Below are 14,756 nucleotides of genomic sequence, written 5' to 3' on the forward strand. Positions count from 1 at the left end.
GTGGAGCCCCCTAAGCGTCCAGCAGCCGCGGCGGCAGGGTCAGCCGCATGATCGCCTCGCCCTCCAGCCGTTCGAACACGGCATCGCCGCCGATCGAGCGGGCCCGGCGGCTCATATTGCTCAGCCCATGTCCGGCCCGCGCCGCTTCGCTGCCGCCGCCATCATTGGCCACCGCGATCACGGCCGCGCCGCCATAGCCGCGTCGCCCCTCGATGCGGATATGCCGCGCTGGGCCGTGCTTGAGCGCATTGGTCACTGCCTCCTGCATGATGCGCAGCACCGACAGCGCATTGCCCGGCGTCACCCCGCCGATCTCGGGCAGCTTCTCCATCGACCAGTCCAGCCCCACGCCCAGCCGGCGCAATTGCGGCTCCAGCCGCTCGCGGAACCCGGCCAGAGCCAGCGGCAGGTCCTCGTCACCCACATCGAGCGAGTTGATCACCAGCCGCAGGTCATCGAGCGCCGCGCGGGCCGAGCGCTCGATCGTGGCCGGGTCGGCGCCGCGCTCGCTGAGCGCGATGATCGATACAAGATGTCCGCTGAGCCCGTCATGCAGGTCGCGTGTCAGCCGTCCGCGCTCGTCCTCCAGCACCGCCTCGGCGGCGCGCTGGCGCTCGCGCGCATGCAGCGACGACAATTGCCGCTCCTGTTCCGCCAGCTTGTTACGCAGCAGGTCATTGGCCTCGTCGAGGCTGTTGAGGCTGTTGGCCAGCCGCCGCATCAGCACCACGACAATGGTCAGCATGGTCAGCGGCCGCACATAATTGGTCAGCAGGAACGGCGCCTCGCGCAGCCCGGTCACGACCATCATGTCGCCCAGCCCGATCCAGGCGACGAGGAAGAAGGGCACGGCCAGCAGGCCTTGGTCCCACCGCCCGGTGCGCAGGAAATTGGCCGCCAGCAGCACGGTGGCCACGATATGGCCGCCAATGGCGATACTGGCGCTGATGCCGGTGACCAGCAATGGCCGTTCCCCCACCAGCAGCCCCAGCCCGAGCAGCAGCACCGGCAGCACGCACATTGTGGGCACCAGCCAGCGCGGCGTTGGCCGTTCCGCTGCCGACAGCGCCACGCCCAGCGCCATCAGGCCAAAGGCGCACATCAGCACATGCTGGGCCGGCGCCCACGAGGCCAGCCCCTCCAGCACCTGGGCGATATCGAGCACTGTTGCCAAGAGCGTCGTGCTGCCGATCAGCGCCAGCCAGCGGAACAGCGGGTCGTGCCGCCGCGCCGTCCACAGCGTCAGCAGGCCCAGCAGCACCACCAGATGCAGCACGAAGGCGGCGATGCGCCCCTGTCCGGCCATGGCCAGCGCCAGCCAAGGCGAACGGTCCAGCCCCGCCCCCCGCTCGATATAGACCGGGCTCAGATAGAAGGGGATGGCGGCGTCGCTCCGCCGCAGCGTCACCACGATATGGTTTTCGCCCTGCAGCAAATAGTCCGCCGGCACGCGCAGCAGGCTCGTATAGCCCTGCGCCTGCTGCAGCCAGGGAGAATCCGCCGGCAACTGCACCACAAGGCCATTCACCGCAACGCTCAACTGGTGCCGCGCCGCCGGAATATAGACGGTCTGCGCCTGTTCCGGCTGCGCCGGCAGTTCGAACGTCATCGCATAGCGGACCACCGAGCGCCCCGGCTCCGGCGTCCGCACCGTATCGGGCAGCGTCACCGCCTGCACCGGTCCGTCATCCACCACCAGCGCCGCCTGCGTCAGCACCAGCCCATTATCAGGCAGCGGCAGATGCAGCCAGGCCGGCATGCTGGCCAGCACAAGGGTCAGCGCCACCAGCAGCAAAGCCGGTCCTGCCACCCCGACTGGCCTCATAGCCGGATCAGCCCCAGCCGCGTCGCCTCGAACACCGCCTCGCTGCGATTGGACGCCTGCAGCTTGCGGTAGATATTGCGGATATGCACCGGCACGGTCTGCCGCGACATGCCCAGCCGCTCGGCCAGCTCGCCATAGGTAAAGCCCTTGGCAATGCCCCACAGGATATCCATTTCGCGCGGCGTCAGGCTCGGCCTGTCCTCCGCCGCCCCGCTCGCCTCCCCGCGCTCGGCGAGCCGGCGCACCAGCACGCGGGCAATGCGCGAGGAAATCGGCGAGCGGCCCGCCATCAGGTCGGTGATGGCCTCGACCAGGTCGAGCGCCTCGGCATCCTTGAGCAGGTAGCCCGCCGCCCCCGCCTCGATGGCGTCGAGCACCGAGCGCTCGTCGGTCAGTACCGAAATCACCATGGCCTCGGCCTGAGGCTGCAGCTTGCCGACCAGCCGGATCGCCTCGATGCCATTGCCGTCGGGCAGCTTGAGATCGGTGACCAGCAGGTCGAAGCTCTGCGCCTCGATCGCCGCCATGGCTTCGGCCAGCGTGGCACAGGTGGCGACCAGTGTGGCGCCGGACCAGTCGGTAATGAGTTCGGCCAGCCGCCGGCGGATCGGTTCGTCGTCCTCCACCAGAACGATCCGCAGCGGCGCCCTCCGGCCCGTTCGTCATACCCCGCTCCTGCCAGCCTGCCCCGAGCCGAACTATAGTCGGGATGTCCCGCGACCCGATACCCCTTTCATGGTATCCCGCCGGTCTCCCCGCGCTCCTATGGTCCGCCCCAACGACTGGTCAACCGGGGGGATGGAACCATGATCGGACAGATGCGGCATTGGCGGCAAAGGCTGTGGGGCGCCTTCAATGCCTGGCTGCCTGCCAGGGACACCACCGTCATCAGCCTGCGCCCGCTGCCGGGCGAACTGCATCGCGACGGCCAGCCCACCGAGGCCTTCTGGCAGCACCTGGTCGAACTCTGCGCCCAGGGTTGGCTGGCCGGCGCCGGCCATCTCTCCACCTTGCCCGCGCCGCCCACCACCACGCTCGTTTCCGCTGCCGGGCGCACGCGGCTCAAGCCCTTCGGCAAGCTGGTGGTGGTGACCGAACTGGCCCGCCACACCGCCGATGGCCCCAGCCTCATGCATCTGGTCTGCACCAGAAACGGCACGGCCGTGGCCAGCGCCACCAGCCAGCTGACCCTCGCCCCGGCCCCGCTGGTCACCCGCACCCTGATCCGCGCCAGCGCCCTCGGCTCCGCATCCCTGCCAACGCGCTGAGCGGTCCGGCACAAAGCCTGCCCACCCTCCCCCTTGAGGGGAGGGTAGCGAAGCTAGGCCGCCAGGCCATAGCGTAGCTAGGGAGGGGGTCATCGAGCCGCAAACTACCCCCTCCCAGCTTTGCCAAGGCCCTGCGGGCCAGGCGCCGCTGCCCTCCCCTCAAAGGGGAGGGTGGGCATCCGACGCGTCACCATATTCCCTAGCCCACCAGCACCGGATGGCTGCACCGCACGCCATAAACCCGCACATCGGCCTCGCCCAGCGCCAGCCCCAGCGGTTCGAGCAGCCGCGCCAGCGTCAGGTCGAGCACCGGCGTCAGCGGCGTCAGGATGGTGTTGAGCAGCCCGGTCAGGCCGCTGAGATTCAGCCCCAGGCCGAGCACCGGCACATCGAGCACCATATTGCCCAGCAGCGATCCGGTGAGCGAACTCACCATGGTGGTCGTCCGCGCGGTCCTGATCACCCCGCGGGCAATATCGCTGCTCGAAAAGCCAAGCGCCACCGGCGTGGTCTGGGCGATTTCCACCAGCGACGAGGCCAGCACTTTCAGCACGGTAAGGCCCAATAGCTTGACCTCGGCCAGCTTTGCCGGCGCCACCACCGGCGTCGTGTTGAAATCGCCGAACCTGACATCATCGACCTCCCCGATCATCAGGCGCAACACGCCCGGTCTGGTGAGAATGGTGGCGCTGCCTTTGCCCCCCGCACCCGATGGGCAGCTGGCCGCTCCCACCACGGCTTCGGGCTGCGCCATTTCGAGATAGAGCGGCAGCCGGATCGGCGCCCCGACCAGCACCCCACTGCCCAGGATTTCGGCGACCACGCGCAGCCGCAATTGGGCGGTCCGCACCACACTGCCCACGCCGCCAATGGCAAACCATGCGCCACCCTGTACCGGCTCGCCAATGGCCAGTTGCGCATCGAGGCTCACAAGCCCCGGAATGCCGGCGGTCAGCGCCAGCGACACCTGCCGGTCGCCATTGCCCAGGCCAGCGCTGGCGGTCAGCAGGTCCAGTGCCGAAATGGCGGTGAAGAGGCCCTCGCCATTGCCCGAGCCGATGGCCAGCCCGCCCAGCGCGCCGAGATCGAACAGCTTTGCCAGCTTCACGCTGCCATTATGCCCGGCCGCTCCGGCCAGTTTCAGCATGGCCGTGCGCTCCACCCCGGTCAGCAGGCTGGCCAGCGCCCCGGCCAGCTTGCCATGGTCGGCCTCGAGTGCCAGCAGGTCGTCATAGGTGCCGACTGTGACGCCCAGTTGTCCGGCCAGCGCATCGAGAAAGGCGAAGGTATCGACCTTGGCGGCGAGCAGATTCTGATAGTCCATCACATCGAGCGCGACATTGGTGCCGAGCAGCGCGTTGAGCACGCCATTGGCGATGCCGCCCTTGAGGCTGGCCAGGCGCGAGTCCAGCGAGAACGACACCTGCGGGGTCACGCTGGCAATGGCCATGGCGCCCAGTTCGGGCGGCTCGGCCCAGCCCCGCGCGAAATACAGTGCGCCCCGCCGCTGGAAATGCACCGCCACGGCATTGAGCGGCGCCCGGCCCGGCGTGAACCGGTCGGCGGCGGCAATGGCCGGGTCGGGGTCGTAATGGCCGGTCACCACGGTCAGCCCGGCGCTGGGGCCCACGGGCAGCAATCCCGCCTCGACCAGCGCGGCCTGTGCCAGCGCCGTGGCGTCGCCGGGGTTGCCGGCCGCCGACAGGGCCGCCAGGTCCACCCCGTTCTGGATCATGCGGCGCTCGTGATAGAGCGCCGCGCCATCCACTGCCACGGCCGAGACCAGCGCGGAAATGGCAAAGCCCATGGCGAACAGCACCGCCATATTGGCGCGTGTATCCCGCCACAGGCTCATATCCTGCCCCGCCTGATGGTCGAGCTATAGATGATCTGCTGGCTGGGCAGCGGCAAAGGCGGGTAGAGGTCCCAGATCGGCAGGTCGCCGGCATCATATTCCAGCACCACGCGGTAATGGTCCGGGTCGCCGGGCTTGTCGCCAATGGTCACGCTGAGCCTGTCGGCATCGATCAGGGCATAGCTGTCGGCATTGGCCGCCAGAAAGTCCCCCACCAGCGCATTGCGCTCGCTCTCGTCCAGCCCGGCAATGGCGGTGCGCGCCGCGTCGGCCGCCAGTTGCTGCAGCGAATGGGCGGCCCCGAAATAGACCCCATAGGCCAGCATCCCGGTCAGCAGCAGCAGGAAGACCGGCGTCAATATGGCGAATTCAACGGCCGACGTACCGCTATCATCGCGGACCCAGCCAGCAAGGCGACGCATGGCAAATCCTCCGAGCCACCATCATGCGCCGCACTGGCTCACACGGCGTCACTCGGCCCATGCGGATTAGTGCGGAGGGCTGATGGGATAGTGACGAAGGAGCGGCCCTCTGGAGAGGCTGCGGCTCCTGCCCACCCTCCCCCTTGAGGGGCTTCGATCCGGCCGAAGGCAAGTTTGCTCCAGTGGAGCAAACTTAGGTGAGAAGGCCATGAGAGCTATGCTCGAATGGCTGGCAAGCAGAGCTTGGCGCGCAGCGCCTAGCGGCGCTCGGGAGGGGGTGGTCCATCCGCCATCGCGTATGTGGAAGCATACCCCCACCCTGCTCGATCAAGGACTTAGCTGACGCTAAGTCCTATCTCGCTTCCCTCCCCACAAGGGGGAGGGTGGGCGCCAGCACCGATATCGGTGTTCATCGTCTCCCTCCCCCTTGTGGGGAGGGTAGCGCCGCTCGGCCCGTAGGGCCGTAGCAAAGCTGGGTGGGGGGTAATCTCGTGCCGCACCACCCCTTCCCTTCTCCCCTCGTGGGAGAAGGTGCCCGAAGGGCGGATGAGGGGGCTACGGAACTACCCCTGCCATCGCAGCATGGGCGAGCGCAGACCCCCTCACCCGGAAATCCGCTGGACGCGGATTTCCACCCTCTCCCACAAGGGGAGAGGGTTCGCCTGGTCCACAGTCAAACAATGACGTACCCCCTTGCCCCCACTCCCCCGCCACACTACCAATGCCGTACCAATTGGAGACCACTCATGAGCAAGCACCCGTTCCGAATCGAAATCTGTGTCGAAGGCATTGATGGCCTGGTGGCGGCGCAGACGGCGGGGGCCGATCGGGTGGAACTTTGTGCGAGCCTGCTCGAAGGCGGGCTCACACCCAGCCTGGGCGTGGTGCGCGAGGCCCTGCGCGTCGCCACCATTCCCTTCCACGTCATCATCCGCCCGCGCGGCGGCGACTTCCTCTATTCCGAGCTCGAATTCGCCACCATGGTGGATGACATCAAGGCACTGAAGGATCTCGGCGTGGCCGGCGTGGTCATCGGCTGCCTCACGCCCGATGGCAAGATCGATGAAGCGCGCACCAAAGCGCTCGTCGAGGCCGCGCGGCCCATGAAGGTTACCTGCCACCGCGCCTTCGACATGACCGCCGACTATCGCGAGGCCATCGAGGCCCTGATCCGTTGCGGCGTCGACCGGGTGCTGACCAGCGGCCAGCGCGACACGGCGCTGGAAGGCATCGACATTCTCAAGGACACCGCGGCCATCGCCGCTGGCCGCATCGTCATCATGGCCTGCGGCGCGCTCGATGCCGATACGATCGGCCAGGTGCGGCAGGCCACCGGGGTGGACGAGATGCATTTTGCCGCCCTCCACACCATCAAGAGCGGCATGGTGTTCCGCAATCCGCATGTCGGCATGGGCGGCACCGCCATCGAGCGCGAATACGAAATTACCCTGACCGATGTCGATGCGGTGCGCCGCACCATCGCCGCGGCCCGCGCCGCCGCCTGAAAAATCCTGTGCTGACAGGACTCTCGCCGCTTGCCTGCGGCGGGGTGTCGCAGGAAGGCTTGCATGTCGGCCGGTGATTCGGCCCGGCATGGGAAGTCTTTCTGGAGATACCAAGCGTCATGAATAAACTGATTGCGGAATTCATCGGCACGGCAGTGCTGGTGCTCATTGGCTGCGGGGCGGCCGTATTGGGCGGCGACGCCATCGGGCAGGTCGGCATCGCCTTTGCCTTCGGCCTCGCCATCGTCGCCATGGCCTATGCCATCGGCCCGATTTCGGGCTGTCACATCAACCCGGCGGTGAGCCTGGCGCTCTATATCGACGGGCGCATGGACCTCGTGAGCATGATCCAGCACTGGGTCGCCCAGTTTGCCGGCGCGCTGGTCGGTGCCCTGATCCTCTGGGCTATTGTCGGCAGCAATGCCAGCCTGGGGCAGAATGGCTGGGGTCCGGGCTATCTCGGCGAATATTCCATGCTGGCCGCCCTGATCTTCGAAGTCGTGTTCACCGCCATCTTCGTCGTGGTCATCCTCGGCTCGACCGGCGAGCGCGCCGCGCCGCATTTCGCCGGCCTCGCCATCGGCCTGACCTTGGTGGCCATCCACCTGGTCGGCATCCAGGTCACCGGCGTGTCGGTCAATCCGGCCCGCAGCTTCGGCCCCGCCATCCTGGTCGGCGGCGATGCTTTGGCCCAGCTCTGGCTGTTCATCGTCGCGCCGCTTGTCGGCGGGGCACTGGGCGGGCTGCTCTACCGCTTCAAGATCCTCAAGGCCTGATGCAAACCGGCCGCCGGAGCCATCCGGCGGCCTTTCCTCGCGGGCAGCGCAGAGATAGAACCTCGCCATGGCCCGCTCCTTCCTCTTCGCGCGAGATTCCGGCGATGCCGCCACCACGCGGCTGATCGCGACGGCCGCGCAACTGACCGGCTTCATGAAGGGCGAACCCGGTATCGCCCGCCCCGGCTGGTACAAGCCGGGCGGTGACAATCAGGCCATGCTGGCCGAGCTTCACGCCGCGCTGGCCACCACCTATCCCAAGGCCGGTCCGGCCTTCTATGCCGTGCGGCTCTGGACCAACCTGCTCTGGCAGCCCGCCTATCTCGCGGTCATATCAGCCCATATTCACGGCGCCATGCCTGACCTCAATGGCCTCAGCCAGCAGCGGCGCGGCATCTATGTCGATGGCTACCGGCTGCTGCCCGGCGCACAGCAGGCCGGCCCGGTCGAGATGCTGATCGAAACAGCCGCCGCCCAGCTCAAGCCCATGGCCGCGACCATGCTCGACGAGGTCAATCTGCTGGTCCGGCTCAAGCCGCTGCCGGCGCGGCGCCTCTTCGCCGACCGCATGCTGAGCCTGATGGTCTGGCTGGGCCAGCGCCGCCGCGACCTGCCGCCGGAAGCGATCGCGTCCTATGCGGCCCAATGGCTCGAAGCGCTGGGGCTGACCGGGCAGGGCAATCTGGAGCCGGTCGAGGCCGGTGGCCAGCGCCTGCTCATCGTCAAACGTAAGGGCTGCTGCCTCGACTACCTGATCGATCCCGACCGCTACTGCGCCACCTGCCCCAAGCAGGACAATGCGGTTCGCCTCGCGCGCCAGACCGCCAATGCGCTGGCCGAGCTTTAACCGCCGCGCGAGTCACGCGTTCAGCGCGTCAATGCTAACAGTCCGTTAACGTATTCGGGGTGGATGCGAACTAGTCGAAGACCTCGTCGGGATAGACGCCCCAGAGCTCTTCCTGGTGCAGATAACCCGAATAAATCGTGCTGCGCTGGTTCGCATCATGCCCGGTAGCGCTGACCTGGCACCAGGTCCCGTCGCATTCTGAAATCGTCACCTTGAGTCCCGCCCCGAGTCGGGCGCGCACCCCCGAATCGTCAGATTGCCCCGAGCGCAAAGCGATTTCGCCATTGGCCACCAGCGGCGTCACATAGCCCGCCCGCGTGCCGGTCAGCAGGTTCTGGTGGATCCAGCCCTCGGCGCCGTCGACATCGCGAATCTTGCGCCAGGTATCGAATTCCTGGATGATTTCCACCGGAATGCCTGACTTGAGGTAAGTCCATGAAATATCGTATTTTTGTCCCGGCCCAACCCGCACATTGATCGGGTCGGAGCGGGTCGCGGCAAAGCGCGGCAGCGGCAGGCCGCTGGGGTTGCCGGCCTGCGCCAATGCCGGCGGGGCAAGCAGCACAAGCAACAGCATCGCCCCGGGCAGGCGGCGGCAAAGGGCCTTGAGGATACGGCGAAAGCGGCCGTGCATGGTCTCGTCAAACATGACTTTGCAGAACAAATGGAATTGCCCTATCACTAGCCAATGATCCTTAATGGGCGCTGAATTGTGGGGCTTTCCACATGCCGCCCGCCCCGATCCTGGAACATATGGTCAGCCACAAACCGCACATTCTCGTGACCAGGCGCCTGCCCGAAACCATCGAGGCGCGCATGGCAACGCTGTTCGAGACCCATGTCAACGAAGACGACGTGAACCTCACCGGCGATGACATTATCGGCGGGCTCGAGGGCAAGGATGTCCTGGTGTCCTCGATCACCGACCGCATCGATGCCCGCCTCATCGCCCGGCTGCCCCGCAGCGTGCGGCTCATCGCCCAGTTCGGCAATGGCGTGGACAATATCGATATCGAGGCGGCCTGGGCGGCGGGCGTCACCGTGACCAATACGCCCTCGGTGCTCACCGAAGACACGGCCGACATGGCCATGGTGCTGATGCTGGCTTTGCCGCGGCGGCTGGTGGAAGGCACGCAGATGCTGGTGCGCGACGGGGTCTGGGCCGGCTGGTCGCCCACCTCCATGCTGGGCCACCGGCTGCGCGGCAAAGCCCTTGGCATTGTCGGCATGGGCCGCATCGGCACCGCCGTGGCGCAGCGGGCCAAGGCCTTCGGCCTCAACATCCATTATTTCTCGCGCAACCGCCGCCCCCCCGGCGTCGAAACCCCGCTCGAAGCCACCTATTGGCACGATCTCGACGCCATGGTCGAGGCAGTCGACATTGTCTCGCTGCACACCCCGCATACGCGGGAAACCTTCCACATTCTCTCGGCCGACCGGCTCAGGCGCATGAAGAAGGGCAGCTTCGTGGTCAATGTCAGCAGGCCCGAACTGCTGGACGAGGCGGCGCTGGTCGATGCCATCGAAAGCGGCCACCTGGCGGGCGCCGCGCTCGACGTCTTCGAAAACCGGCACGGCATCAACCCGCGCCTGCTGGCCCTGGCCGAAGCCAACAAGGTGGTGCTGACCGCCCATATGGCCTCGGCGACGCTGGAAGCCCGCATCGAGATGGGCGAGACGGTCATCGTCAATATCCGCGCCTTCATGGACGGGCACCAGCCGCCCCATCGCGTCCTGCCCGATGGGGCACACGGTGCCGCGCGCAACCTGCGCAGCTGACGGTTGGCGCAGCCCGCCAGTGTTGCAGCAAATACCCATATCCGACCCGTTGTCGGCCCGGTGCGGGGCAGGGTCTTGCCTCCGCCGGCCCCACCGCCTAGTTGTCGCGAAAGTCAGGGCCTGTTGGGGGACGGCGCTGCCCAAGACCGATTCCGGGTGGAGCCCCGCAATGGCATTGCTGCGCACAATTGTCTGTCTCATCAGCCTGCTGGTCGCCTTGCCGGCCATGGCGCAAATCCGTGGTGAGCCACCGCTGACCGTGGCGGATCGCGCGTTGGAACTGACCACGCTCGGCCAGCGCCTGACGCTGCCCGCGCCGGACTGGGTGGCTGATGACCTGGTGGGCGATGCGGTGCTCGGTAGCTTCGAGGCCGTGTTCCGCTCTGGCGACGACGAAGCCGAACTCCAACTCTATCACAATGGCGCCGTCTATGCCCTGGCCCAGACGCTTTACGGCGCCCACGTGGTCAGCAATCCCGATGCCGTGCCGGCCAATTACCGCGATGCGGTGGTTGAGGGCTTCGGCCGCGCCTGCATGCCCGGGCTGAGCGCCTTTGTGCAACTGGGCGACGATCCCGACGATATCCAGGCGCCCCTGCTGCTGATCTGTGGCGCCCAGCGCGCCAATACGCGCAAGGGCGAGGTCATGGCCATCAGCCTGCGCACCTCAGAGGCGGGCCTTGCCGTGGTCTACCAGCAATGGCGCGGCGCGGCCTTCGATCCCTCCAGCGCCGCGAACTGGCCGGCACCGTCTGCAGTGATCGAGGCGCAGGCCCGCCGGCTGCAGGCCGAAACCATGCTTACCCTGGCCGATTGACGGCGGCGCGGCGAGGGCATATCTCCCCGCAATGAGCAAAGACAACAAACCGACCGGTCCCAGCCAGCGCATGCTGCGCGTCGGCGAACTGGTGCGCCACGCGCTGGCCGCCATGTTTGCCCGGGGCGAAATCGAGGATGACGCCCTGCGTGGCGCGGTCATTACCGTGCCCGAAGTGCGCATGACGCCCGATCTCAAGATCGCCAATGCCTATATCATGCCGCTGGGCGGGCTGCATGCCGAGGAAATCGTGGCGGCCCTCAACCGGCACCGCAAATTCGTGCGCGGCCGCGTGGCGCCGCAGATCAACATGAAATACGCACCCGAAATCCGCTTCTATGTCGACGACACGTTCGAAGAAGCCGGCCGCATCGATTCCATCCTGCGCTCGGACAAGGTGCAGCGCGATCTCGATCACGACGACGACGGCGAGACCGAGTGAACCAGCCCAAGCGGATCAAGCGCGCCATTTCCGGCTGGGTGGTGCTCGACAAGCCCTATGACATGACCTCGACCCAGGCGGTGGGCAAGGTGCGCTGGCTGTTCGGCGCGGCCAAGGCCGGCCATGCCGGCACGCTCGACCCGCTGGCGACAGGCATATTGCCGATCGCGCTGGGCGAGGCCACCAAGGCCGTGCCGCAGGTGCAGGACGGCACCAAGATCTATCGCTTCGCCATAAAATGGGGCAGCGCCACCACCACCGATGATGCCGAAGGCGAAGTGGTTGCCACCTCGGATATACGGCCGGAACGGGCAGCGCTCGAGGCCGTATTGCCGCAATTCATCGGCACGATCCTGCAGCGTCCGCCGATCTATTCGGCGCTCAAGATCGACGGCGAGCGCGCCTATGACCTGGCGCGGGCCGGCGAAGCGGTGGACCTGCCGCCGCGCGAGATCGACGTGGACGGGATCGAGCTGATCGAACACGGCAGCGAACAATCCGTGCTCGAAGTCACCTGCGGCAAGGGCACCTATGTGCGTTCGTTGGCGCGCGACATTGCCGAGGCCCTGGGCACGCGCGGCCATGTCAGCATGCTGCATCGCGCCGCCGTCGGGCCCTTCCACGACCAGGACGCCGTGACCATCGACCAGTTGGAGGCTTTGGCGCTGGACGAGCGCGACGCCCTGCTGAAGCCGGTTTCGGCCGGCTTTGCCGAACTGCCGGAAATCCGGCTCGATGCGCAGCAGGCGACGGCTGTACGCCACGGCAACCCAGTGCTGCTGACCGGGGCGGGTGCGCCGATATCGCTGGACGAATGCTGGGTGAGCTTCAAGGGCGAGGTGCTGGCCACCGGCTGGGTCGAATTCGGCCAGTTCAAGTGCCGCCGGGTGTTCAACTAAAAGGCGGAGCTTTCGCCCCGCCTTCGTTCTTCCTATCGCAGGAAGAAGATGATGATGATGATCAGCCAGATCGGCACGCCGAGCAGCCAGAGACCGAGAGCACGAAACATGGTGTTTTCCTTTCCTGTCCTGGCCTAGAAGCGACGGAATACGTCGGCAAAGACGGTATTGTTGTCGCGATGGTTGCCGCCTTTCTGCGCGGCCCAGAAAGCGCCGATGGCCGAGATCAGCAGCGAGGCCGCCAGCAGGAATGCACCGATAATGCCGACATTGCGGGCGATACGCGCCGCTTCGATGGCGTCCTGGCGGGCCGTCTCGACATTGGCAATGACCTGGTCGACCCGTGCCTGGGCCTCTTCCGGCGCCAGGCCGGTATTGGCGGCCACGACATTGGCGAGGTAGGTGCGGTCCTCATCGGCCACCGTGCCGTCGCCCAGCGCCGCCTGGGCGAAGATGCGGCCGGCTTCGTCACGCGCTACGGTAGCATCCACCGGCTGCGCGCTGCGGAACAGCGTATCGACGAAATAGGCATTGGGGTCCACGGCGTCTTCGGCGACGTTGGAGGCTGCCGTGGTCACGGTTGCAGCGGCTGAACCCACGGCATTGGCCGCAGCGCCGATACCGCCCACGGCGATCACCGCACCGAGGATGGCCGCGCCGGCCCAGACCAGCAGGCCATGGGCGCCGTCGCGCAGGTCGCTTTCATCCTCGCTGGCATCGAAATAGCGACGACGCAGCCGGCCGGTGAGATAGCCGCCGGCCATGAAGCTCGAAATCTGCACCCAGAGGAACCAGGTCGCGGCGGCAATGCCGACAAAGATCGGCGAAGCGGTGGCCGACTGGTTATAGCCGAAATCGAGGAAGTTGAGGCCGACAGCCGAGCCAAAGCTGATCAGCACCAGGCTGATCGCCGAGGCCAGCACGATGCCGGCGATGATGGCGGGCCAATCGACATAGGAGGATTGGTCGCGATTGGTAGCTGATGTTTCGACGACGGCGACGCCCGCAGGCGCATCGATGGTCATGGCAGCTTCTCCTGTCTTGCGGGTTGCTCTGGCCATGATCAGGCGAGACCGATGAAGGACAGGATGGCCATGACGATAACGACGAGGCCGACGAGATAAATGATGGAGTTCATGGGAGTTGCCTTCTTGTTGACCGGGTGTGGCATCAACCGAAGGCAGGCTGAATCGTTCCCGCAGGCTGCACAGATTTTGGGCAGAAGGCAGTCACCCGGACGGGTCAGGCTGGCGGAGCCGGTAGGTCCATATCGCCATGACGCCAAGCAAAAAGGCGGGGATTGCTCCCCGCCTTCATGCCTTGGCAGTGCTGCGTAGCCTAGAGCCCGTCGGTGACCACGGTCGTATAGGCGCCTTCCGGCTCGGCCTTGATGATCGACTGGTCGAGCAGGGCCTTCACCGTCCGCTCATAGGTGGCCATGTCGAGCTTGGGGTCGGTGGGATCGACCAGCTTGGCGACCTCGCCGGTCATGTAGAGCTGGTGGTCGAGGGTCGCGGCACCGGTATCGTCCATGTCGACGACGATCTGGGCGGCTTCTTCCGGGTTCTCGGCGGCATAGGCCCAGCCCTTCATCGAGGCGCGGACGAAGCGGGTATAGGCATCGACCTTGGCCGGATCGGAGAGGCTTTCCTCCATGACATAGAGACCGTCTTCGAGCAGGTCATTGCCCATCTCGGTATAGTTGAAGATGGTCAGGTTGTCCGGCCCGTAACCGGCATCGAGCGCCTGGCCATATTCGTTATAGGTCATGACCGAGATGCAGTCGGCCTGGCCCTGGATCATCGGCTGGATATCGAAGCTCTGCTGCAGCACGGTGACGCCGCCCTCCGAGCCGTCGGTGGCAATGCCTTCCTTGTTCATCCAGGCAAAGAACGGATATTCATTCCCGAAGAACCAGACCCCCAGTGTGTGGCCCGGGAAGTCGGCGACTTCGGTGATTTCGGTTTCGGTCGGACAGATCATCATCAGGCCGCTTCGCTTGAACGGTTGGGCGATATTGACCAGCGGCACGCCGCTTTCGCGGGCGGCCATGCCTGCCGCCATCCAGGTGACGATGATGTCGGCGCCACCGCCGGCAATCACCTGTTCGGGGGCAATGTTGGGCCCGCCCGCCAGGATGGTGACGTCGAGGTTTTCCTCGTCATAGAAGCCCTTGGATTCGGCAACGAGATAGCCGGCAAACTGCGCCTGGGTCACCCATTTGAGCTGCAGCGTCAGCGCGTCCTGTGCAAAGGCGGGTGCGGTCGAAAGCGCCAGGGCGCCGACGAGCAGACCTGCGATAGTATTCTTCATTTTCGTTC

General features: G+C 66.3%; 15 protein-coding genes. 8 read left to right on the forward strand and 7 right to left on the reverse strand.

The window, feature by feature from the left end:
• Window positions 1–10: 10 nt before the first annotated feature.
• Both FPZ08_RS16970 and FPZ08_RS16975 read right to left on the reverse strand, forming a co-directional pair.
• Window positions 11–1,825: a sensor histidine kinase gene (locus tag FPZ08_RS16970; protein ID WP_146291166.1), complete on the reverse strand. Its 1,815-nt coding sequence runs from the start codon at window positions 1,823–1,825 to the stop codon at window positions 11–13.
• Window positions 1,822–2,451, reverse strand: a complete 630-nt coding sequence (locus tag FPZ08_RS16975; RefSeq protein WP_246132687.1) for a response regulator — start codon at window positions 2,449–2,451, stop codon at window positions 1,822–1,824. Before FPZ08_RS16975 ends, FPZ08_RS16970 begins: the two co-directional genes overlap by 4 nt.
• Before the next feature lie 180 nt (window positions 2,452–2,631).
• On the opposite strand from FPZ08_RS16975, the gene FPZ08_RS16980 reads away from it, so the two are divergent.
• Window positions 2,632–3,093, forward strand: coding sequence for a hypothetical protein (locus FPZ08_RS16980; protein WP_146291170.1), 462 nt, complete (start codon window positions 2,632–2,634; stop codon window positions 3,091–3,093).
• Between the two features lie 199 nt (window positions 3,094–3,292).
• On the opposite strand, the gene FPZ08_RS16985 is transcribed toward FPZ08_RS16980, so the two are convergent.
• Together FPZ08_RS16985 and FPZ08_RS16990 are read right to left on the reverse strand one after the other, a co-directional pair.
• Window positions 3,293–4,948, reverse strand: coding sequence for a TadG family pilus assembly protein (locus tag FPZ08_RS16985; RefSeq protein WP_146291172.1), 1,656 nt, complete (start codon window positions 4,946–4,948; stop codon window positions 3,293–3,295).
• Window positions 4,945–5,370 (reverse strand): TadE/TadG family type IV pilus assembly protein, encoded by a 426-nt coding sequence (locus tag FPZ08_RS16990; RefSeq protein WP_146291174.1) that lies wholly within the window; start codon window positions 5,368–5,370, stop codon window positions 4,945–4,947. The genes FPZ08_RS16985 and FPZ08_RS16990 overlap by 4 nt, the downstream gene beginning before the upstream one ends.
• A gap of 746 nt (window positions 5,371–6,116) precedes the next feature.
• Here FPZ08_RS16990 and FPZ08_RS16995 point away from each other — a divergent pair.
• From FPZ08_RS16995 to FPZ08_RS17005, 3 genes are all read left to right on the forward strand, one after another.
• Complete coding sequence (locus FPZ08_RS16995; RefSeq protein ID WP_146291176.1) at window positions 6,117–6,875, forward strand: copper homeostasis protein CutC; 759 nt, start codon at window positions 6,117–6,119, stop codon at window positions 6,873–6,875.
• A 119-nt stretch (window positions 6,876–6,994) separates the two neighbouring features.
• On the forward strand, window positions 6,995–7,651 hold the full coding sequence (locus FPZ08_RS17000; RefSeq protein ID WP_146291178.1) for an aquaporin: 657 nt from the start codon (window positions 6,995–6,997) through the stop codon (window positions 7,649–7,651).
• A gap of 67 nt (window positions 7,652–7,718) precedes the next feature.
• Window positions 7,719–8,498, forward strand: coding sequence for a siderophore ferric iron reductase (locus FPZ08_RS17005; protein WP_146291180.1), 780 nt, complete (start codon window positions 7,719–7,721; stop codon window positions 8,496–8,498).
• Between the two features lie 70 nt (window positions 8,499–8,568).
• On the opposite strand, the gene FPZ08_RS17010 is transcribed toward FPZ08_RS17005, so the two are convergent.
• Window positions 8,569–9,132: an SH3 domain-containing protein gene (locus FPZ08_RS17010; RefSeq protein ID WP_186767058.1), complete on the reverse strand. Its 564-nt coding sequence runs from the start codon at window positions 9,130–9,132 to the stop codon at window positions 8,569–8,571.
• Window positions 9,133–9,224: 92 nt separating this feature from the next.
• Here FPZ08_RS17010 and FPZ08_RS17015 point away from each other — a divergent pair, with 92 nt between their 5' ends.
• The 4 genes from FPZ08_RS17015 to truB all read left to right on the forward strand — a co-directional run bounded on the left by FPZ08_RS17015 (window position 9,225) and on the right by truB (window position 12,435).
• Window positions 9,225–10,277, forward strand: a complete 1,053-nt coding sequence (locus tag FPZ08_RS17015; RefSeq protein ID WP_425457551.1) for a 2-hydroxyacid dehydrogenase — start codon at window positions 9,225–9,227, stop codon at window positions 10,275–10,277.
• Window positions 10,278–10,446: 169 nt separating this feature from the next.
• Window positions 10,447–11,094, forward strand: coding sequence for a hypothetical protein (locus tag FPZ08_RS17020; RefSeq protein WP_146291184.1), 648 nt, complete (start codon window positions 10,447–10,449; stop codon window positions 11,092–11,094).
• Between the two features lie 31 nt (window positions 11,095–11,125).
• Window positions 11,126–11,536, forward strand: a complete 411-nt coding sequence (gene rbfA, locus FPZ08_RS17025) for a 30S ribosome-binding factor RbfA (RefSeq protein WP_146291186.1) — start codon at window positions 11,126–11,128, stop codon at window positions 11,534–11,536.
• A complete protein-coding gene (truB, locus tag FPZ08_RS17030; RefSeq protein ID WP_146291188.1) occupies window positions 11,533–12,435 on the forward strand; it encodes a tRNA pseudouridine(55) synthase TruB in 903 nt (300 codons plus the stop codon). The genes rbfA and truB overlap by 4 nt, the downstream gene beginning before the upstream one ends.
• 134 nt (window positions 12,436–12,569) lie before the next feature.
• On the opposite strand, the gene FPZ08_RS17035 is transcribed toward truB, so the two are convergent.
• Together FPZ08_RS17035 and FPZ08_RS17040 are read right to left on the reverse strand one after the other, a co-directional pair.
• Window positions 12,570–13,460, reverse strand: coding sequence for a 6TM ABC transporter family protein (locus tag FPZ08_RS17035; RefSeq protein ID WP_146291190.1), 891 nt, complete (start codon window positions 13,458–13,460; stop codon window positions 12,570–12,572).
• Window positions 13,461–13,773: 313 nt separating this feature from the next.
• Window positions 13,774–14,748 (reverse strand): ABC transporter substrate-binding protein, encoded by a 975-nt coding sequence (locus tag FPZ08_RS17040; protein ID WP_146291192.1) that lies wholly within the window; start codon window positions 14,746–14,748, stop codon window positions 13,774–13,776.
• Window positions 14,749–14,756 lie beyond the last annotated feature (8 nt).

This window comes from Devosia ginsengisoli, assembly GCF_007859655.1.
Classification (GTDB): Bacteria; Pseudomonadota; Alphaproteobacteria; order Rhizobiales; family Devosiaceae; genus Devosia; species Devosia ginsengisoli.

Bases quoted from the DNA above. Each gene is read 5' to 3' on its own strand.
- FPZ08_RS16970 (WP_146291166.1), bottom strand. From the start codon at position 1,825: ATGAGGCCAGTCGGGGTGGCAGGACCGGCTTTGCTGCTGGTGGCGCTG.
- FPZ08_RS16980 (WP_146291170.1), top strand. From the start codon at position 2,632: ATGATCGGACAGATGCGGCATTGGCGGCAAAGGCTGTGGGGCGCCTTC.
- FPZ08_RS16985 (WP_146291172.1), bottom strand. From the start codon at position 4,948: ATGAGCCTGTGGCGGGATACACGCGCCAATATGGCGGTGCTGTTCGCC.
- FPZ08_RS16990 (WP_146291174.1), bottom strand. From the start codon at position 5,370: ATGCGTCGCCTTGCTGGCTGGGTCCGCGATGATAGCGGTACGTCGGCC.
- FPZ08_RS16995 (WP_146291176.1), top strand. From the start codon at position 6,117: ATGAGCAAGCACCCGTTCCGAATCGAAATCTGTGTCGAAGGCATTGAT.
- FPZ08_RS17000 (WP_146291178.1), top strand. From the start codon at position 6,995: ATGAATAAACTGATTGCGGAATTCATCGGCACGGCAGTGCTGGTGCTC.
- FPZ08_RS17005 (WP_146291180.1), top strand. From the start codon at position 7,719: ATGGCCCGCTCCTTCCTCTTCGCGCGAGATTCCGGCGATGCCGCCACC.
- FPZ08_RS17010 (WP_186767058.1), bottom strand. From the start codon at position 9,132: ATGCACGGCCGCTTTCGCCGTATCCTCAAGGCCCTTTGCCGCCGCCTG.
- FPZ08_RS17015 (WP_425457551.1), top strand. From the start codon at position 9,225: ATGCCGCCCGCCCCGATCCTGGAACATATGGTCAGCCACAAACCGCAC.
- FPZ08_RS17020 (WP_146291184.1), top strand. From the start codon at position 10,447: ATGGCATTGCTGCGCACAATTGTCTGTCTCATCAGCCTGCTGGTCGCC.
- rbfA (WP_146291186.1), top strand. From the start codon at position 11,126: ATGAGCAAAGACAACAAACCGACCGGTCCCAGCCAGCGCATGCTGCGC.
- FPZ08_RS17035 (WP_146291190.1), bottom strand. From the start codon at position 13,460: ATGACCATCGATGCGCCTGCGGGCGTCGCCGTCGTCGAAACATCAGCT.
- FPZ08_RS17040 (WP_146291192.1), bottom strand. From the start codon at position 14,748: ATGAAGAATACTATCGCAGGTCTGCTCGTCGGCGCCCTGGCGCTTTCG.